9 protein-coding genes are annotated in these 21797 nt (G+C 40.2%); all 9 read right to left on the bottom strand.

Going from position 1 to position 21797, the window contains the following annotated elements; genetic code table 11:
* Positions 1–173 precede the first annotated feature (173 nt).
* The 9 genes from RB604_RS03715 to RB604_RS03675 all read right to left on the bottom strand — a co-directional run bounded on the left by RB604_RS03715 (position 174) and on the right by RB604_RS03675 (position 21772).
* Complete coding sequence (locus tag RB604_RS03715) at positions 174–602, bottom strand: hypothetical protein (protein WP_005928285.1); 429 nt, start codon at positions 600–602, stop codon at positions 174–176.
* A gap of 268 nt (positions 603–870) precedes the next feature.
* Positions 871–4632, bottom strand: a complete 3762-nt coding sequence (locus RB604_RS03710) for a LamG-like jellyroll fold domain-containing protein (protein ID WP_055293865.1) — start codon at positions 4630–4632, stop codon at positions 871–873.
* A 119-nt stretch (positions 4633–4751) separates the two neighbouring features.
* Positions 4752–6695, bottom strand: coding sequence for a hypothetical protein (locus tag RB604_RS03705; RefSeq protein WP_055293863.1), 1944 nt, complete (start codon positions 6693–6695; stop codon positions 4752–4754).
* A gap of 12 nt (positions 6696–6707) precedes the next feature.
* Positions 6708–8462 carry a SusD/RagB family nutrient-binding outer membrane lipoprotein gene (locus RB604_RS03700; RefSeq protein ID WP_005928293.1) on the bottom strand — a complete coding sequence of 585 codons (1755 nt, stop codon included), beginning with the start codon at positions 8460–8462 and terminating at the stop codon, positions 6708–6710.
* 32 nt (positions 8463–8494) lie between these two features.
* A complete protein-coding gene (locus tag RB604_RS03695) occupies positions 8495–11965 on the bottom strand; it encodes a SusC/RagA family TonB-linked outer membrane protein (RefSeq protein WP_005928296.1) in 3471 nt (1156 codons plus the stop codon).
* 580 nt (positions 11966–12545) lie between these two features.
* Positions 12546–15671: a GH92 family glycosyl hydrolase gene (locus RB604_RS03690; protein ID WP_055293861.1), complete on the bottom strand. Its 3126-nt coding sequence runs from the start codon at positions 15669–15671 to the stop codon at positions 12546–12548.
* A 26-nt stretch (positions 15672–15697) separates the two neighbouring features.
* Positions 15698–16810 carry an ROK family protein gene (locus tag RB604_RS03685; protein ID WP_055293859.1) on the bottom strand — a complete coding sequence of 371 codons (1113 nt, stop codon included), beginning with the start codon at positions 16808–16810 and terminating at the stop codon, positions 15698–15700.
* Between the two features lie 34 nt (positions 16811–16844).
* The gene (locus RB604_RS03680) at positions 16845–18575 is read right to left on the bottom strand and encodes a class I mannose-6-phosphate isomerase (RefSeq protein WP_055293856.1); all 1731 of its coding nucleotides are present in this window, start codon (positions 18573–18575) and stop codon (positions 16845–16847) included.
* Between the two features lie 26 nt (positions 18576–18601).
* The gene (locus tag RB604_RS03675) at positions 18602–21772 is read right to left on the bottom strand and encodes a glycoside hydrolase family 2 TIM barrel-domain containing protein (RefSeq protein ID WP_055293853.1); all 3171 of its coding nucleotides are present in this window, start codon (positions 21770–21772) and stop codon (positions 18602–18604) included.
* Positions 21773–21797: the final 25 nt, after the last annotated feature.

The raw sequence follows: 21797 nt of genomic DNA, 5'->3' as shown, positions 1-21797 counted from the left end.
GAATACCTGGATATTTTCATGTATGAAAAAATCACCCTTACTACAATTGAACTGCACCCCAAAAGTTGGACATAAAACTTTAGGAGTGCAGTTTAAACATGGTTAGAGTGAGGGTGATCTCATAATTATTAAGACTTTTTGAACTGCTATTTATCTAAATAATTTTTTGATAATCAGTAGTGTCCTTTGAAATATGCTTTTAAAGGGAAATGGCTGCTGGGGGTACATTCTACGATTAATATTGGATCTGTTTCATCTTCTGGAATTGTTAATGAAATTACATTAGTATTACCTGTGCCATTTTTGTAGCCCCAAATTGAAAGTACGCCACCTGGATATACATCTATTTCTGATGTGCGTTCAATGAAATTCTGCCCTGCCAGCAACAGTATGCCCTGATCATAATCCGTGCACAATAGTTTTCCATCTAATGCTATACTCACCATTCCATCCCAACCAGGATTAGAAACTTGGATTTTCATGTCTTTAATGACTCTGTTTTCCGAAGTAAGGTTTTGCTTCCCATTTTCGTTTAATTGCGCCCATACATTAGATGTACATAAAAAGACGAAAAGTAATAACACAATTTTTGTAATTTTCATAAACGTAAAATTTAAAGGATAATATAATGATTTTTGTATTAAAATATTTAAAGACCTAATGGTACTAATTAGCAGTCTATTGAATTTTAGATCGACTAATGGAAAGTAATTCGATTACTATATATTAAGAAATAATGTGTTTAGAAGGAAAGAGCCCAGTATTATACCAGGCTCTTATGCAAGTTATAAATATTAACTTGTCCAATTTGTTAGAAACGTTTTAGTTTCTTTTGGTTATAATATATACTTTATACCTATTTCTAACAGATCATTTCTTAAGAACTTTTATTGTACGAACCTCTTTGCCGTCTTTTATTACTTTCACTAAGTAAATGCCATTAGTTCCAAGGGTAATACGCATATTTTGACCGGCATAAAGAGTTTCTGTTTTTTGAGCAGCAAGCATACCGGATACTGTGTATACAGAAACTTGGTAGTTACCGTCTTCTGCAAATTCTACAAAGAGAATGTCTTCTACAGTATAAGTACGTAATTCTCCAGTTGCGTTTGTATCTTCAATACCTACAGGATCATAGATTGTGAATACAGGGTATTCTTTAGAATCTGAGCCTAATGTATTTGCGAGTGTTAAAGTAACAGTACGGTCATCAGGTTTAGCATAGGACAGTTTTGCGCTACCAGCAGTGGCATTGCCAGTAGCTTCACTGATTACGGCACGTTTGGCAGTCCATGTAGGCAGTGTCTCAATTTTATAAGCAGATCCGGCAATGAACGGAGTACCGGAGATATAAAGGGGTTGTTGAGGGGTTTGAGTTCCAGAACCTTCATTTACTCCTGCTACAATTTTGAAAGCACAAGCTTGTGCTTCTGTCTTAGTGCCTTTAGCTGTAAAATAATGACTGTCATTAGCATCTGTATCAAAATCCCAGTAAGCTAATATATTAGTTGGAAGATTATTTGCATCAAGACCTGCCTTTGATGTCTGTACATCTGCTTCGGTCATAGCTCCATCCCAAATTTGCAACTCATCTATTATACCATTGTTGAAAGTAGCTCCTTCACCACGACCTCCACCGAAACCAAACCAGTAGTCAGACGGGAGGGCAAAGCGTATAGAACACCAATCTTCTGTTGTTCCGCTTGTACGGCCAAATATCCATGTTGATTTCTGAAGAGTGCCGTTAACATAGAATTTAGAACGGAACTGACCATTTTCGTTGTATTCAAATACCAATGCAACGTGATTCCAGGAATTAGGTACAATAACAGTTTCCGGGAAAGTGTATTTAAGTTCATCAGAACCACCTGCAGTAGCACTACGGAATGTATAAGAATCTAATTTACCTTTAGAATCAACATTAGACCAGAACCAACCCCAGTTATTTACAGGCCAAGTACTGGCACGATTTTCAATACTGAAGAATGCCGTACTACCGGGCAATGAATTAAATAGTATCCATGTAGAAACAGAGAATGATTTATAAGAAGCAATGTCTAAAGGTGCGACTTTACCACCTACCCAGCCTTCGTCTATTTCAACACCGCGTGATGCAGCGCCATCTGCTTCTCTACCTGTATAGCCTAAAGTCAACTCTTTTCCTATTTCAATTTTAATAGGTGATGCTCCCTCTTGCACTGTTTCTCCGTCGATTGTCAAAGTCTTGATTTGGGGCAAAGCGCCTGATCCCCAACTTGTAATCTGTACATAAGAATTGAAGCGGCGAGTAGTATCGGATTCAGTAATTTCGAGATCATAAGCACCAACCTCTTTGATACCTTCCGTTACAGAGAATTTTACAGTATTGTTCGCCTCTTTAACTACTTCACCCTCGGCATTGTAAAGTTTCCAATCAGCCGGATTGTGACGCGGATCTACGTAAGAAATTTCAAAATCTTCTTCCGGTTTAATTGTTGTCTTATCAATTTGGACATCATTAATGGTAAAATAATCACCAAAACCATCTATGTAATTGCTCCATTTAATATCAGAATCAGAGTTGGTATCCACTGAAACTGCAGCAACACCAAGACGTATCCGTTGTGCTTTATCTGCATCAACAGGAATAGAATAGTACATACCTGCCCAAGAAGTAGTGATACCCATAAATATAGGATCTCCACCTTCTTGTTGTGCATAAAGTTTAAACATGGAAGCGTTCACATCAAGATTGTAAACAGGAGTTCCTGCTTCCTTATTATTAGGCATATTAAAAATTACCTTGGCATCAACACCTTTATAATGATTACCAAGAGTTTTTGCTACAGTAATTTCAGGAGCTGAAGGAGTAGAAGTCGTACCACGGGTAATAGAAAATTCTCCAAGATAAAGATCAAGATCTTGGGCATTCATAAAGTGCAGACCAATCATTGCAATCTCTTTATTGCTAAGTGTGGTGAGAAGCCCGCTGACTTTGAACGTTTTTTCAATCCAAACCTCATCATCTGCGACTTCTGAAGTTGTTATTACTTTAAGGTTGCTCTCACGCAAAATTACAGTTTCATTACCTTTGGCAGATAAAATAAGATTTATATCAGACTTACCTTTCACTAATTTATAACGAACTGTAATCACATCATTCGTTTTCAAAGCGAAATCTGTTTTGAAAAGATGTAAATATTCATCAGCTGTCGTGCCGAAAATACGAAGACAAGAACCGCCTACATAAGCATCATCCCACGTAAATTGAGCATCTAACCCATTAGTCAATACATCAGTTGCTTTTTTACCCATGAACGAGGAAGCAAACCAATAACGCCATGTAGGAAGATAATCTTGTACACCTATATTATACCATTCGTTGTTATTTTGACGTTTACCTTTCCAATTGAAAAAACGGCCGTTACCTAAATTAAAGAATGTTATAAAGGGCTCTTCGGAAAGATCCCAGCTCAAAGAACTGCGTGCGGACATATATGCTGACATACCAAACCACTTTTCATCAGGGAAATGACTACCGGCATTATAGATATCGATTGATTTTGCCGGGTTACGATTTCCGTTAGTAAAGAACATTTCGAGAACATTCTGATAGGTTGTCTGTTTGGCTATATCCGAACTGCCCTGTTTTGCGCGTCCGGCCCAAAGCATATTACGTTCATGTGCACCCCACAAGCCGATAGACATCGGATAATCAGCAAGGGTAGTCCATGTGGAAGGATCTCCTCCTTGCATATTAAAACCAGCATAAATATCCAATGGATTACGCCCGGGAGCAACATTCTGGAGATTAGAGAGAGAATTTAACACATTTGAACGATGCCAGTTGTAATTAAAGAAGAGTGAGGTACGTATATGCTCGCCGTTTCCGAATGTTTCTTTATTATGGCTACCAATACCACCATCAAAGGAGATACCACCGTTATCGTTTGTTCCGTCATACCAGAAGTTTTCTGCCAAATTATTTCCCTGTTCAACAAGATATTTATGAATAAATTCATGTTGAGTGCGAAGAGCGGGCAGATCAGCGCTCATGCCGTAAAACTCAGCATTATAACCTAAGCCGTCTACTCCATGATAATGAAGGAATTTAGCCAATTTTTCATTGTCAAGAGCTACTTGTTCATGCAAAGCTTGTCCCCAAGCTCCATCATTAGCGTTAATACTTGCATTAGGAATGGAAGCAACACCAGACACCCCTACACCATTTTTATGGGCAACATCTGCAAAACCGCCGGGAACCCAACCATGTGGTGAAGTCCAGTCCCCATAATGGGTTACATAAGACCATGTACTAAATACTTCGCCATCGAACACGCCATTAGGACGTGCATTCGGGCTACCTCCTGCAGCATTACCTACGGGAACCCAAAAAACAAGTTTTTTGTCATTTGCCTCATTTAATGTCTCATTAATTTGAGTTGCAGCATTACGGAAACGCTCTTTTGGTTTCACACGAGAGATGTAAAAATTCTCATCTTCAAACAAAGGAGTACCTGGGGTCCATTCAGTCACATAACCGGGCAGACCTCCACTATTAGGCCATACCATGTAGTCTTCTTTCAATTCTTGTGCATTAGCAGAAAGAGAAAGAACTGCAATTCCGGAAAGTAAAAGTAAATTTCTTTTCATGGAATGTGTTTTTAAAGTTAAAAAAATAATTTATATAATTCACAAATTGTTTGTTAGTGATTAACATCTTATGAGACAAGAAGCTTGAAGCTGAAAGCTTCAAACTCCTTGTCGATATTTTATTGAAGCCCCACTACGTTATCTGCTTTAAGCGTAAACGTTTTGTCACTGGTTACTGAAACCATAAGATCAAACGAGATCAACACATTACCATCGTTATCAGAAGCAAGAGTCACATATCCTGAGGTTACAGGTGCCTCTGCTTCATCAATATTTACACTTGCCGGATAGCTACTGACCTGATAGGTACCGTCATAGCTACCACCGGAATATGCACCAGTTAATGTAATGGTAAGTTTTTGTCCAGATATTAGAGCGACATACACTAAAAGGTCCCTTTCGTTTTCGGCAGGTATTACAATAGTATTATCATAGTCTGTATTAGAGGAAGTATACGTCTGATCCGCCGGTAAATCAATTACCTTAACAGAAACGTCATCGGAACGAACATTGGCCACTTCTGCTATAATTGTGGCTGTTCCTGATGTTACAGCAGTAATTATACCTTTGGTATTATCTTTGTCTACTTGTGCAGCTTTCAGTATGGATGTATCAGATGATATCCATTTTACCTCATAAGGATTCGGACCGTCTGAAGTTGTCCTTGCATCGACTCCCCACTGAACAGATTGGCCGGCAAACAAAACACGTTGATTTCCTTTTTCCCACAACACACTTTTTATACCTTCGGTAATTGTTACCGGTACTTCAAGTTGTTTGCCATTAGATGTCAATATAAGTTTGGTTTCACCAATTTCCAAACCTTTAAGAATTATCAGATTACCATCATATTCACCAACTTCTATAATATTGGGATTTTCTGCTACAACTACCGGTTTGTGGTAAGCATAAGAGGCGATTGGTTCAACTCCCGTTGTGAACATGATAAAATCACCTACAGGCATCTTTATAGACTCATGACTCACTGTTATTTTGTCTACAGGATAACGGTTCTTATAATCCTGAACACTGAAAGTTGCCACAAGAACAGTATCCGAAGTAATACAATGAAATTCCGCCTCTCCTTCTTCAATACCCGCACGTACAGTTAATACGGCATCAAATCCTTGATTCTCTACAAACTCCTCATATTTTTCAGAAATGACGACTGCGCTACCGGATATTGCTTCCCAATGATATGAACTATAAGCTGCTTCAATGTCTTCAAGAGCACCGCTCTCTGTATTGATAGCAACACGTATAGTCATTTCTGAGTTTATGTCCATACTTGATTCATTTGTATAAGCAAACCATTGCGGCAAAACACTTCTATCTGGTCTGGTACCTAAATACGGCATCTCGGCAAATTTTTCACCATAGAAAGTAGCCAGAAGTTTCGGTGCCGATACTACAGTACAACTTGCAGTTTTGGCAGAGGACCCATCACCTATGGAAACAGTTATCTTTCCTTCTCCAGCGGCGCGTGGCGCAGAATAGTGTACAGCTACCAACCCTTTATCTTTATATACAGTCATCGGAATTCTAAATGGTTCAAGTCCTTCAATTGTATACTGAGGCTCAAAATCCTCAAGGAGTTCTTTAGGAGAAACAGCAAATAATACAGAATCATGGGTGATGTTATAACTATGTTTAGAAGAAATTATAGCCCCACTTTCGTCTATAGGAGTAATACCTTCCGGAAGATTTGTTGTGACGGTAACATTAGTCAGGGCATACTTACCATTCACAAGCTCTGCCTTTAGTTTTGTCTCTTTTCCTTGTGCATCTGTTACACAGACAATCGCCGTATCGCCCAACACCTTTGCCACATCTTCGTCCAATACCGTCCAAGTAATAGGTGTTTCTATACGATTACCACTCAAATTAGTAACTACAGCCGAGATTTTTATTGTATCGCCCACTCTCAAAGTGATATCCATAGGATTAAGGGTAATATATACCTCAGACGCACCATCTAGCGTTTCATCTTCATTACATCCGACAAAAACACCCATACATAAGATGGCTATCAAAAAGAATATTATGTTTCTATATAGTTTCATCTTAAAAAATTATTAAAAGTTTACCGGAATTACCAAATTATATTTATTATCTGGACTTTTTTCACCACGCTGTTCGGTAGGTACATCCCAAAATACTCGCGTACTACCCTGATTGGGTGCTCCAAGAGCCTCTTCAAGTGAAGCTATCTCAAGCGTATTATTGGTTGTTTTTACCAAAGGTATTCGGCGAAGCTGAAGTTCCAAATCAACATCTTCCATGTCACCGTTAAGATAAACAGGGAATAAACGCGGATACCCTGTACGACGGAATGTAGTCCATGCTTCCCCGCTCATCGGGAAATTAGCGATGTACTTTTGAGTGATAATTTTTTCCAGTTTCAACTCATCAGTATCTGCTTCATTCCACTTCACATCCACTTTTACACGACCTTTGATGTTATGAATTCCGTTAAACGGATCTGTATAGTCTACATCTTTTACCTCTGTCCGGTTGATATATTCGTCAATTATACTTTGATCAGTAATCCCATTTTCCTCAAAAGCCAAACGAATGCCGGATTCATAAAAGTCTTTGGCAGTTCCGCCCATCGACCAACCTCTAAGAGCACCTTCAGCACGGAGGAATAAGCACTCGACACGTTTTAAGAAAGGCTGATGCATGAATTTATATTTATCGGTTAATACCGCAAAAGGACCATACCCACTTTTTCTATCTGAAGTATTTATCTTCCTCATATCAATACCAGCACGCATACCGTATACATCAATCGGGGCCACAATACCAGAATTTTTATCTTTAATAGGACTGGGGTTTGAATCAAACCATTCTGTCAGCAATGGATTCTCAAAATGCTTAAGGATGTTTTCCAATGATGCATTCAAGCGGAGATCATTCCAAGTATTACAAATTTTCCACAAACAGCACACAGTCTCACCGGCTGGGTAGTAAGCTATATCTTTATCGTCATGTTCGGTAAGCACACCTATCTCATCAGCCACAGCTTCTTCGGCTTTTTGTTGAGCCTTGCCTGCGTCATATTTCACTATATTCATTGCCATACGAAGTTTGATGCTATTAGCAAACTTCACCCAACGCCGCCAATCGCCATAAGAAATGTTCTTACCATTGCTATCCTCTATTTTCTCTAATTCTGTTTGCGAAGGCTTCCGCTCTTTTAGGATAACAATAGCTTCATCCAAATCATTAAAAATCTTGTCATAAATATCAGCCCCTTTCTCATAAGCCAACGGCGGAATGCGTTTTACATTACGCCAATCTGTGAAAGGAGCAGCACCATAGAAGTCAACAATTTCATGACCGGCATATGCTTGGATAATCAGAGCTACAGCACGCCATTCGGGCTTTCCAAGCTCTGTAGCATGTAAAATAGCATTCACCGATTGTGTGAAAATTTGATTGCTATTTGCACCACCCAAATAGTCATTAGGATACGTATATAAAGTAGGTAACGGCCCTCCAAATGTAAAAGTACCTTTTGAAGTAGTCCAATACCCGGAATAGTTATCAATATTATTAGCACGACCATATTGATAGTCATGAGGTTCCCAATTACCACCCGGTTCATGCGAATAATTAATCATAAAAGGGATAGCACCACGAAGTTCTTTTTCAAGAACCGTAATGTCAGTAGCTCCTGCACCTTCCTCATTGGTATTATCCATCTCTTCCTGTCTGCCTATCATCCATGGGTATTCTTCCGGAAACTGATCACCGCAACTGATAAATATACCCGTTGACAATAAAGACCCGGCAATGAGAGCAATCGAACATATTATTTTCTTCATTTTCATAATTTATTAAGGAGATATGCTTTATTTTAAAAGTTAAATTTTAGAGTCAATGCATAACTACGTGTAGTAGGCAATGAATAGCAGTCGATGCCGGAAAAACCGTTAGCAGCCGATACAGAAATATCCGGATCTACCGGTGAATCTTTATAGATAAAGAATGCATTCTTTACAGAAAACTGTGCTGTCAATCCTCGATTCTTACCAAATAAGTTGTTGAAATTATAACTCAAGGAAATATCACGTACACGGAAATTGGTAGCGTTATAAACATAATCCTCCATCGGGGAAGCACCAATGGTCATGTAATAATTCTCAACGGAGACTTTGTTTCCGGAACCATCAGGAAGCTCTTTAAGAATATATTCTTTACCGTTTTGTGTAACGCGTTCACCATTTAAACGTTCTTGAGCCGAACGTTCTGAAAGGCCAAACAAATCAAGATCTGGTTCTGTTAAAGACATTACCTTACCACCTACACGTCCATCAATAAGAAAATATAAAGTAAGATTCTTCCAAGAAAGGGTGTTATTCCATCCGAGAGTGACAGGAGAAGCCGTATTGCCTACATAAGTTTTATACTCACCGGATTCCATTTGAGGCACAGCAGTTTCATAATCGTCAGCTCCACTGATTTTTATGTGTCCATTTTCATCACGGACAAAGGAATTAACATAAATATCTCCATAGCGACCTCCTTCGATATATTTAACTTTAAACGCATTGGTTCCCATTTCTACAATGTAAGGTGTCCCGCTTTCTGTTTTATAAGTTTCTAAGATTCGATTGTCGTTCCAAGCAATATTAAATCCCGTTTGCCAACGCCAATCACGACCAATATTCCAGCGATATGCCGCAGAAAACTCAAGGCCATAATTACGGATCTTACCTGTATTTACAGGCTTAGATTCCCCATTGGCTGTAGTGACATTAAGGAACTGATTACGAAGAACAGAATTATAATATGTAAGATCGAAATTAAATTTATTATCGAACATCCATACATCAACACCTGTTTCAAATGAAGTTGTAGTCTCCGGTTTCGGATCATCAAATAATGGTGGACGAGTATTTACAGTACCATTACTGAAATCATAACTTTGCCGAGCAAAAAGAGTATTAGGAATCGGATTACCTACCACAGACCAACTGCCACGCCACTTCAATTGATTGAGCCAATCTAATTTCGGTAAAAACTTATCAATAAGTATATTGATACCAGCTGAATAGTAATCAAAAGAACTGTATCCACTCCCTTGAGTAAATTGTTGAAATGATTGTGACCAATCTACGCGATAACTACCGTCAAGGTATACCCTATCGAACAACCCGATAGAAGCTGTTGCGAAAAGAGCAGTACTCCAGTCGGAATAGTTCCAACTATCATAGGCAGATGTTGCACTACCATTGGGATTAGTGGGACGACTTTTCTTGCTGTTTTGAGGAACGAATGCATTAGGTAAACCACAAGTATCAATATTGGTAGTAATGGATGTATTGCGACTATAGTGTCGAGTAAAACTGGTACCCACTGCCGCATTGATATCAATTTTATCATCAAAGCGGTCATTGTAAGAAACCATATGGTCGTTATAAATGTCACTTGTACGTGAGTCACTGGAATAATACTTGCCACCTACATAATCAAAACCTGTACGATTCATTCCGGCATATTCTTCATTTAGATTATTTTGAAGTACATAGTCGATACTGAGACGTGTTTGATATTTGATGTTTTTCCAGATTTTGGCCTCCAAAGTGATGTTACCCATCAAGCGATCGCGTTTCAACACATCGTTATACATATTAGCCACCCAATATGGATTATTTAGATATTGGTCGTACCAATACCACGTTTGTACTGGCTGTCCGACTAATTTGGGATTTCCTTTTGTCGGATTACTAACAATATCGTCTGCCATCGTACCGGCATGTTGATAATTATGTTTAAAATAGCGCATGTCAATATCTGCCGGAGTACGATATAGTGGATAAAGAGTGCTCAAAGCCTTTCCAACTACTGGAGCATTGTTTGTTTTTTGATGTATCCAATTAAGACTTGTACTGATATTAACGCGTTTGTCAAACAAAGAGAATATTTCCTTGAACATCACATTATTACGTCGGAAATCGTTATTGGGAATCTGTCCGGTTTGATATGTGTTATTGTAAGAGAAATACGTACGGGAATTTTCTGTACCGCCGCTAAGTGTTATACCGTTATTAAGTGTAACACCTAAATTAAAAAAATCTTTTACTGCATTACGAGCAGAACTCATCAGATAAGGTGCAGATGCCAGCTCATCTGCCGAACGTGTACCGATCTCAGGTCCCCATGCCGACCATTGATTATTGTCGCTAAGACCAAAAGTTTGCTGGGTTTGAGGATACATTGCCATTGTTTCAACAGAAGTACTGCTGGAAATATCCACTTTAACAGTGCCAGAAACACCCGATTTCGTTGTAATAACAATTACACCATTATTGGCAGCACTACCATAAAGCGCAGCAGCATTCGGCCCTTTAAGAATGGTCATGTTTTCAATATCTTCAGGGTTAATAGTAGATAGAAGGTCATCTCCACTACGTCCACCACCATAAGCGATACCGTCGGTTACTTGACTTCCCATACCGTCTTGCATAGGTACACCGTCAATTACAATTAACGGTTGATTGGTTCCGAGAATAGAGGTGGAACCGCGAAGCACTATTTTAGAAGCTCCACCGCCCGCACCGGTATTGTTAGGAGTAATGGTAAGACCTGCACTCTTGCCTTGAAGTGAATTAATAAAATTTGTTTCTTTAATACGAGTTACTTCATCGTTTTTGATAGTTTGTGCAGCATAAGTTAGAGTTTTGGCTTCACGGGTAATACCCATAGCTGTAACAACCACTTCGTTCAGAACTTGGGCATCTTCTTTTAGAATAATATTAAAAGAAGTGGCACCAGATATTGATAATGTTGCTTTTTGATAACCAATATAACTGAATTCGAGTATGGCATTGTCATTGGGAATTTCGATAGAGTAATTTCCATCGATATCAGTAATGGTTCCTGTGGTAGTTCCTTTTACCAATACACTTACACCAATCAGAGGTTCTCCAAATTCATCAGAGATCAAACCTTTAATGATACGTTTGTTTGATTGGGTTGTTTCATTTACCACATCAACATCTTTAGAGGAATAGAGTACCAGATAGTTGTCCTTTATAGTAAATTTTGCATTTGTGTTTTTCAGCAAGTTTTTCATGACAGAAGATAATTTCTGATAATCTACTTTCACTGATACAATTTGGTCGGGATTTACATCTTTTGTATTGTAAACAATACGCAATGAAGTTTGACGACCAATCTCATTTAAAACTTTACTTAAAGGAACATTGGAAAAATCCAAACTTATGGCTACATCATTTTGCGCTGTAGCATGCATAGAGAGTGGAACAAAAAGAAATAGGGAAAACAACAAGAGTTCGATCTTGTACTTTAGATTTTTTTTCATTTAGCATTTTTTTATGTTAACAAAATACTGGTTACTTTAGCTGTAAATGTGCACTTTGCATCAAATACAAATTCTTTTCCATTAGCTTTTTTTGTTCATGTTCTTCATTAATTCTATATAAAACAACATATATTAATTTTAATTCTTATTTTAAGGCTATCTATTAATATTACAATTCAAGCGTAAGTCTTACTAAATAAAAAAAGTATTTTATTGTGTTTTTTTTATTTAAGCTTAATAATTCATGGATAATAGACCTTAATTAAATAAGAGGATAAGTTTCTATATTACATGAAGCTTATTTCATACCTACAAAACATCCGGATGTTTTGTACTACAACATCCCCATGTTTTCATGCAAAACATGGGGATGTTCTTGGGGTAAAACTATATACTTTGATTTAGCTTAAATATATATGGTATAAATAGAGTAGTATTGTCTCTCTTTGGTGGCTATATTACCTTACAGTAAAGCCCTCTATAAACGATTGTACGATTATAGAAGGCTTATAATCTTGATATATTCTATTGCTAACAAGAATTTACACTGTAAGCAATATATAGTTACTTATTTTTTGTTTTAATTACACGTGGGTATTCCCCAAGATGTATTAGGCTTGTCACCCATTTCCAAAATCAGTTCACCGCCTTTTAGTAATTCGGAAGCCGGAAAGAAGAATTCATTCAGTACTTTACCATTTAGCATGGCACTTTGAACATATTTATTTTTTCTGGAAACGTTCTTTGCTTCGATTGTAAATGTTTTGCCACGATTATAACGTTCTCCCAAGTCGATAATGACTTTCTCATAAAGCGGGCTGGCTATTTCGTAGATCGGATCGATGCGGCATCCGCCATCTGTCTGGAACAGACCTAAGGCGGCCATTACAAACCATGAGCTCATTTGCCCTTGGTCTTCGTCACCTAAGTAAGCATTGGCGATGCCTGTTCCATAGTACTTATCAATGATGGATCGTGACCATTTTTGCGTGAGCCAAGGCTTCTTCGCCCAATTGAACAAGAAGGCAAAATGCATAGACTGTTGATTACCCTGTACTACAGGATAGTCCCAATACTGATCGTTCGGTGCATTGTACCTCCAAGGTTCACTGGCTTCAAAGCCCCAGTTCAGACGATCGATAAAAGTTTCTTCACCGATTGTTTCTATTAATGCCGGAACATCTTGGGGGACAAAAAAACTGAGTTGCCAGGAATTACCTTCTACATAATGATGATCACGTCCGCTTTGGAAGGGATCAAAATCAGGGATAAACTGCCTTGTCGTATCGCGCATGTGTGCATATCCGTTTTGGGGATTAATGGCATTTTTCCACCAACTTCCACGGTCATTGAATATATCGTACTCGGTATATTTTCCTAATGCTTTTGCCATTTGTCCTACCGTCCAGTCATCATATGAGTATTCCATTGTATTGGAGAAACGTCCCTTTTCGATGGGTACATATTTATATTTAAGGTAAGGCAGCAAATCACGGTTACCGGCAAATCCGCCGGCAACACGGGTAGCAGGCGTAGTTTGCATTTTTTTTATCGCTTCAAATGCTTTTTCGACATCATAGTCCCGGATGCCCATTTGATACGCAGAGACTATTAATGGTATTTCGTGCTCTGCCACCATTACGGGGATATACTCCATGCCGGCGGGGCCCTTTGCCAGCCAACCGTTGGAATCGTACATGGCCAGTTGTGAATTTACCCATTTGGAGGTCCATTCGGGAGTTACCAGGTTCCAGAATAGATTGAGATTCCAAAATGAATTCCAGAATGCATCACAACCTAAGGCGACATGATCCGGGTTAGTAAACTTACGTACTTTTTCATCCGGGGACATCCACTCTCCGTTTATATCGCTCCACATATTGCGGCAAAGTGCACGGAACATATTTGTGTAGAAACGTACTTTTTCGATCCGGTCATTGGATGTGATGGTCAGACGATTCAGAATCTCGTTCCATACATCTTTCTGGTTTTGTACAACTGCATTGAAATCCCAGCCAAATTTGTCGCTTATCTCTTTTTGCAGATTTTCTGAGGCATTGGCTATGCTGACCAAAGAGATGCCAGTACGGACTTGGACTACGGGATGCTTTTTCGTATCGAATTCGACATATAATCCGGCGTCTTTTAAATTCTTTCCTGTTATCTGTTTTGAGTCCAGTACCTGATCGTTTTTCCAGCCACCGGTTTTCTTTATGGGGGCATCGAATTCAATGACGAAATTTACAACATACTCCTGATCGGCGTCACCACTCCATACCTGTGGGGAAAACTGATGGCAGAATCCTTCTATTCTGTAGTCGCTTACCTGCTTCATTTCTACTTCACGCAGATTGTAATCATACTCAGCCTGAATATGTAAATCAATCATAACCCGGCCGTCTTTATCTTTCGGGAAAGTATATTTCTGGAAACTGGCTCTTTCTGTAGCCGTCACTTCTGCAAGAATCTTTGTATCGGTAAGGAATACTTTATAGTAGCCTAAAGGGGCTTCTTCCGTCCGTTTATCAATGCGTGAACGATAGCCTTCATCGGGACAGAATTGATCACCTACTGTTGTGAACAGTTTTCCATTGGTCGGCATCATGCCTAATCCTCCCATGGTCCACTCGTGAATATGGCTGAAGCAACCCAATGTTTCAAAAGTGGGTTGATAACCGGCCTGCCATCCCATATTCTGGTTGTCCGGGCTCAGTTTTACCATGCTGAAAGGCATCCATGGGCCGGGAGCTATCATCCATCGGGAGTGTGCAGTGCCTATTTTGGTGTCTACATAGTCCGCCAGTGTCTGTAGAGCCTGGGGGGAACGCAATACGATACCCTTTTCTATCAACTCATTGTTTACCAACACTTGATACATACTTTTCCTGTTTTTTTTAACAGCAGGCATAGGAGCTTCGAAAATAGACCGTGAGGTATCCAGCTTAGCAGCAAATATATCCGTGCCGTCCAGCTTCACTGTTAACTGTGGGGTACCGTTCAGGTGTTCCACATCAATTAAAAGCGGTTGTACTCTTTTGCCTTCCAGTTCTGTTTCATAAGCAGCAGGTGCTACATTGCGTAGAAAAGCGTATTTGTTATTGTCCCCTAATGTAACACGATCCGATCCTTCCAGTAAGATTTGGTCGAATACGATCCAACCACCTTCGAGCACAGAGATAGTAACAATATTACCGCCTTCTTTCAGGTCGGCAGTAGAAAAAGGAAATTCCAGAATCTGTTCTTTGGCATTTTGTACATTGCCTTCCAGTGCCTCTTCGGAATGGCCTTTGATCTCGAATTTCTTTTCTATAGAATTAATTGTGACTTTTACCACCGAGCGATTCGGATTTGAATCTACCAGATCGATAATCAATTTGCATTGTCCGTTTTTAGGTTTTTGGGAGATATTGAACAGAATGTTTGCATCATGTGTTCTCCAACCGGAAGTCCTCCAAGTACCTCCCCAAGTATCATCCGGTCCGGGCATCACATATGGGAAATCTGTTTTATCAGAAGAAGTCCCGATCAGAAAGAACCGGTCTTCATACCCGAAATCGTTAGCTAAAAATTTCTTATAATCAGAGGGGCCTAATGCCAGTTCGGAACCGGAATTATCTCCGTTGCCAATTGTCCATATTATTTTGGCTGTGGCTGTAAAGGTGGAGAAGTAAACCGATAGAAAAAGGAATAATAGCTTTCTGCTCATAGTTGCACTTTCTTTAATTTATGATTTTATTGGATAAGGCTTGCTGCATCTATCTGTTGCAATGCAAAAGTATATGCTCCTAATGCAATGGCTTTATTGGCACCCAATGAGGATACAATTACCCCGATACGTTTATTGCAATCATATAGAACCTTTTTGTCGGTAGAAGGCACTTGGATATGGACGGCTCTGTTTTCCATAAACCTCCTGTAATCGTTCGCGTCCTCCAGATTGCAGACATCCATCTGTAAACAGGGAAATTCCTGCCCTGCAAAAGTGGAGACGGATTGTTTCATCTCTCTCATTATACCCGGCAGAATGTATTTAGCGGCTCCCGCTATGCCGCCACCGATTACTACCAACCCATCGACAATGTGAAGCGCTTGGGTAATGGCTGCTCCGGCCATTTCGCCTAATTCTTCAAAGCTTCTCACGGCCGCCTCACGATTTCCGGAATGCAGGCCTTCTGCAATATCGTAGATATCTTTAGGAGTCAACTTTGAAGCATCTTCACCGCTAAGTTCGGTATATACCCGGCGGACGGCTCTGATACTTACACTTTCTTCTGCTATCAATCCGGGATATTTTTTATTGCGCATGATCCATACGTCACCACCACATCCGTTGTCGCCCGTCAGCAGGCGATTGTCGATAACCACTCCTGCACCGAACCCTGTTCCCAAAGTGATTCCCAATAAGTTTTTATATCTTTTAGGACTACCGACGGCAGCAAGTTTTTCGTTTATGGCAGGTAATGCACCGGCCAGTGCTTCACCATACGCAAATAAGTTACCATCATTATTAATAAAAACGGGGATTTTAAATTTCTCTTCCAGATATGGTCCTAAAGCTATTCCTCCCCGGAAAGCCGGGAAGTTGGGCAAATCTCCAATGATCCCGTTTTTATAATCGGCAGGCCCCGGAAAAGCAAAGCTAATTGCAACCGGGGTGTCTTCCAACTGATCTTTAACCAAGCTAAACCCTTTTAGCAATGCAGACAAACATTTATCCAGGTTATCAGAAGCAGCCGGAAGACAGACCGGAGTTACAATTTCTTTACATTCTCGAATGGCAGAGAATACAAAATTGGTACCCCCTGCATCCAGAGTCAGTACAATACGCTGATCATGTTTATACATATGATAATAGAATTAAGTTAACCTTACGTTTTTATCAGAATCTCACATAAGCTTTAATAGTCGCACATTCTTTACCGGCAGACTTGCCATAAGGGGAAATGATGTATTCGTTTACATTTGCCGGAATGATAAATGTTTCGGCATAATGAACCACAAATGGCTTAAACGCTCCGTTGGGACTTTCGATGATGGCTTCTTCGCCTTCTATCAGATTCAAGACATTCACACTGTTGTTCGTATGGTGTGTCACAGGTTTGGTAAACCAGTGGCGGCGGGTTTCGATGAATTCATTCGGGTGCAGCCCTGTTCTTTCTTCTCTCCAGCCGTCTCCTTCGGAAATCTTTGTCAGATGGTTGGCCAAATGCTGTTTGACATATTCCGTATCACGTTTCCAGTCGATAACTTCTTTTCCTCTTTCTACGTTTATGGGGCGTGGTTTTCCATCTAATCCTAAACGCTGCCAGTCCCATAACTTGAAAGTAAACAGGTTAGGAGTAGAACTGATTTCAAGTACCAATGCTTCTGAGCCGGAACAATGTACGGTTCCGCCCGGAATCAGATAATGATCGTGTTTCTTTGCGGGCAGTTTATTCACGTACTTCTCCGTATTGAATACTATTTCTCCTTTTTGGGCTTTCCGCAAGTCTTCAATCATTTCATTTTTATCGATACCCGTCTTCAAACCGAGGTAAACGGTAGCACCTTCTTTGGCATCCAATAGATAATAGCTTTCATCCTGTGTGTAGTACATGCCAAAGTTTTCGCGAATGAATTGTGTCGTGGGATGTACCTGTACACTTAGATTACCGCCACCTACCGTATCGAGAAAGTCGAAACGGATGGGAAAGTCTTTTCCGAAACGCGCTTCTACCGGCTCACCCAACAATTCTCTTGTTTTTAAAAGTACGAGATCTACCGATGGCAATTCGAATCGTACACCATTCACTTCAAAATAGAGGCTGTTTTCTTCGGGAACACAATCGAAACACCAACCGTAATTTTCTTTTTCCGGATCGAGATCGCATACTTCTTTCATCCATTGACCGCCCCAGGGAGCCGGATCAAAGAAAGGAACTACGCGGAAAGGAGAATGAACCGTCTCTTCGATTCCTTTGAAAAAAGTGGTTTGATCAATCATTTTAGGCTCAGTTGCTATGTGGGTGTCTAACCAGAAGTCAACCTTGTCAAACAAACTTTCCTTGTATTTATCGCATACTCTCCAATCATTGAAGTAGCCTCTTTTATATTGCAGGGATACTGCGTCTTTCCGGTTGTCTATCCCCAATGCTTTCACTTCATGACGGCGGAAACGCTGTTGGATTTCCCAACGCGTCATATCTGCATAAACCAATACGGCTTCGGCAGGGACTACCATGGCGGCTCCGCTTCCCACAACCACTACTTTTCCTTTTGTCGCAATTACTTCCTCACGCGCTTTCTTCAGTTTGTCCTGGTCAAAATAATCGTTTAGCGTGATATTAGTCACGTAGCCAAATAAGACGTCATCCGTCATAAAGCGGGCTGTCATAGCTTTAATCTCACTTTCCGGTTTCATCAGGTCGCGGGTATCGATAAATAGGGCGGGGGATAAGCGATGGAGTTCATTTATTACTTCTTCCTCATATACCCCTGTATAAAAATCAACGGCTAAAGCCGGATAGGCCTTTAAATGTTCTTCCAGTAGAGAACAGATATTCTCCCATCCTTGAATTACAGTTCCCGAAATTTTAGTAGATGGAAACCGGTCATAATTTGCTTTTCTCATAATGATGTGTATTCTTTATAATTTAATTATAGTTCCGGTTGCAACCAGAAACTATAGGCATGATATCTCAGTAAAACCAAATATTCGGAGTGCACCGGCTTTCCCCAAGAGTTATCGCCACCCACTCCCTTTTGTGCATAGTCAATATTCAAATAATAATTTTGCTCTTTTACCATATTGACGGAAGAGCGCATCCGGGCGCCGTCATTAGTGAAATATCCATCTTGTCCGGTGAACTGAATGTTAAAACAGAATATCGGTTCACCTGTTATTTTCAGTGCATGGCCATCGGGGCTTTTTAATTTCAGCCACCGGACATCCGTGCGATAACCATTCTCCTGAGGACGGATGTAGTTGTAAGGAAGTTCACTGACGGGCATTTCGTATTCCCCTACTAATGCGGAGGTTTTACGGTCTGAGTAGTTTTCCCAAGGACCACGGCCGTACCATTGAGCCAATGATAATTCAGAATTCATATTCACTACCTGGCCAATTCTGGGTATGGACATATTGGATTCTCCGTTGTAATAATTCGGTGTAAAATAGTTATCTACCCGGATGCTTCCATCGGCATGTACAGTGTAGTCCGTATCGAAGAAAATGGTATGCTGCGGCTTTTCCGAAACGGTAAATTGTGTTTTAACGTGCACTTTTATCTGTTCGTATTTTTTCTCCTTTTTAGAAACGGCAGTGGCAGGTTCTACCGTAACTTGCAATACTTGCATTTTGGAAATAGCATTCTTCCAGACATTATTCTCGCTGTCCCAATCGTCATTGTCGGTATTTACACGCCAAAAATCCGGAACAAGAGATGATTTCAGATAATCGAAGCCTTCATAACGAAAAGAACTCAGTCCTCCTTTCCGTTTGTCGAAGATTAGGTTTAATCCGCGTTCTCCTTTTATATCGATTATCGTATCGTTCTCTTGATAGGTCAATGTTTTGTTTAAAGTATTACCGACAGTTATTTTTCTGACCGGATGATTCAAAGCGATCTGATCATAGGCTATTGTCCAACCTTTGGGTAACAGATCCTCCGCTTCTTTCAACTTGAATTCAACGTTTAAGAAATATTCATGACAGTCAGAAAGGGCTGTCTGATAGGGTATGGTCAATAATCCGGCGGAATGAGGAGCAAGGGCGAACGGTATGGTACCGTTTTCTACAGTTTGTCCGTCTTGCAAAAGGCTCCATGTCAACTGATACTTATCTGCATTGGTGAATGAGAATGTATTCGTGACTTTAAAGACCTTTTCTCCCAGTCCACTCTTTCGTACCCGTAAACTCTGCAATACTTTTTTAGCTTCATACGCGTGCGGGTTGGGTTTTCTGTCCGGAGAGAATAATCCATTGATGCAGAATGCACCGTCGTTACGGATCTTTTCCTGTCCGAATCCGCCACCATATTCATAATAATGCACTCCATTGTGATAGGCATCCATTCCTTGATCTACAAAGTCCCATATAAAGCCTCCTTGTAATACCGGATAAGTTTCTATCAAATCCCAGTAATCCTGGAAGTTTCCAAGACTGTTGCCCATTGCATGGGCGTATTCGCATTGGATAAGAGGTATGCGTGCATCCGGCGATAAGGCATAATTTTTCATCATTTCCCCTTTCATATACATGGGGCAGTAAATATCCGTATGTGGTAATGTACCGGCCTGTTCGAACTGCACTAACCGGCTTTTATCCAGTGCCTTCAACATTTTGTAGCCTTTGACAAAGTTGACTCCGTCACCACATTCATTACCCATAGACCAGATAATGACTGACGGATGGTTTTTATCTCTTTGGAACATACGGTTCATGCGATCCAGGTGAATGTCTGTCCACTCCGGATCACAAGCGATATGTTTTTGCGGATCTATTACATTTTGTAGAGCCGCCCCTAAACCATGCGATTCGATATTGGCTTCATCCACAACATAAATCCCGTATTTGTCACACAACTCATAAAAATAAGGGTCGCACGGATAGTGGCAAGTGCGAATTGCGTTGATATTAAATTGTTTCATTAATCGGACATCCTTCTCCATCGTCTCACGAGGAATATAATGTCCGTATTTAGGATGGTGCTCATGTCGGTTAGCCCCTTTGATGTAAACAGGAACTCCATTGACCAGAAGTTGTGCATTCGCTACTTCCACTTTACGGAATCCTACTTTACATGAACTGTATGTCGTATTGCCGTTCGCTTCTTCGACACCGATCAGCAATGTATATAGATTGGGTGTTTCTGCTGTCCAGTGTGAACAGCCTTCGATCACCTGCTTCAGATTCATAGTTTGTTCTTTCAGTCCGGGCAACACTATCTTTTGCTGCTCTGTCCAGATCTCTTTATTTTCCTTGTTGAGTAAAGAAAAAGAGACATTGACTGATGTTTTGCGTTTTTGGGTATTTTTGAGTGTATAGTTCAACTCCAGTTCCCCGTTCTTGTATTGTTCATCCAAATCGCCTATAGCGAAGAAATCTTTCAGGAATACCGGAGAGGTGGCATACAGCCACACATCTCTTTTGATGCCTGCCAACCGCCAGAAATCCTGGCATTCTAAATAAGAGCCGATCGAAAAACGATAGACTTCGATGGCAATCACATTTTCTCTTCCCGGTTGTATATAAGAGGTGATATCGAATTCTGCCTGCATTTTCGAATCTTGAGAATAGCCGACCTTTTGTCCGTTCACCCAAACATAAAAGGCAGACTTGACAGCACCCAAATGCAACACCACCCGTTTCCCTTCCCAGGCAACGGGAATATGTACTACACGTCGGAACGCTCCTACAGGATTCCATTCCGTAGGAACCCGATACGGGTAGGGGTCTATATAATTGAACTCGTAAGGATGATTCATATATAGAGGTTTGTCGTATCCTTGTAAGGGCCAACTGCCCGGTACGTCAATATCGTCCCATTGCGATACATCGAATCCTGTCTGGTAAAAATCTACCAGGCGTTCGGCCGGTTTTTCGCAAAAATGAAACTTCCATTTGCCATTCAACAGTATATTATCCGGGGTATTTTCATAACCACCTTTCAGTGCTTCGGTTCTATCCGAATAGTACCAGAATGTTGCACGTCCGCTCTCTCTGTTTACTCCTGTCACGCGAGGATTTTCATACTCTTTCTGTTGTGCAGACAGGGCGGTACATACAATGGATAATGCGATGTATATTAAAATTCTAATGACTTTCATTCTTCTCTGTTTAAACGGTCTGACC

Origin of the sequence: Bacteroides salyersiae (assembly GCF_031172035.1) — a bacterium.
Taxonomy (GTDB): Bacteria; Bacteroidota; Bacteroidia; order Bacteroidales; family Bacteroidaceae; genus Bacteroides; species Bacteroides salyersiae.
Note: the sequence above shows the minus strand (reverse complement) of the source record. Positions and strands in the feature narration are given on the sequence as shown.

Excerpts from the sequence above, each read along its gene's own strand:
- RB604_RS03715 (WP_005928285.1), bottom strand. The coding sequence starts at position 602 with ATGAAAATTACAAAAATTGTGTTATTACTTTTCGTCTTTTTATGTACA.
- RB604_RS03710 (WP_055293865.1), bottom strand. The coding sequence starts at position 4,632 with ATGAAAAGAAATTTACTTTTACTTTCCGGAATTGCAGTTCTTTCTCTT.
- RB604_RS03705 (WP_055293863.1), bottom strand. The coding sequence starts at position 6,695 with ATGAAACTATATAGAAACATAATATTCTTTTTGATAGCCATCTTATGT.
- RB604_RS03700 (WP_005928293.1), bottom strand. The coding sequence starts at position 8,462 with ATGAAGAAAATAATATGTTCGATTGCTCTCATTGCCGGGTCTTTATTG.
- RB604_RS03695 (WP_005928296.1), bottom strand. The coding sequence starts at position 11,965 with ATGAAAAAAAATCTAAAGTACAAGATCGAACTCTTGTTGTTTTCCCTA.
- RB604_RS03690 (WP_055293861.1), bottom strand. The coding sequence starts at position 15,671 with ATGAGCAGAAAGCTATTATTCCTTTTTCTATCGGTTTACTTCTCCACC.
- RB604_RS03685 (WP_055293859.1), bottom strand. The coding sequence starts at position 16,810 with ATGTATAAACATGATCAGCGTATTGTACTGACTCTGGATGCAGGGGGT.
- RB604_RS03680 (WP_055293856.1), bottom strand. The coding sequence starts at position 18,575 with ATGAGAAAAGCAAATTATGACCGGTTTCCATCTACTAAAATTTCGGGA.
- RB604_RS03675 (WP_055293853.1), bottom strand. The coding sequence starts at position 21,772 with ATGAAAGTCATTAGAATTTTAATATACATCGCATTATCCATTGTATGT.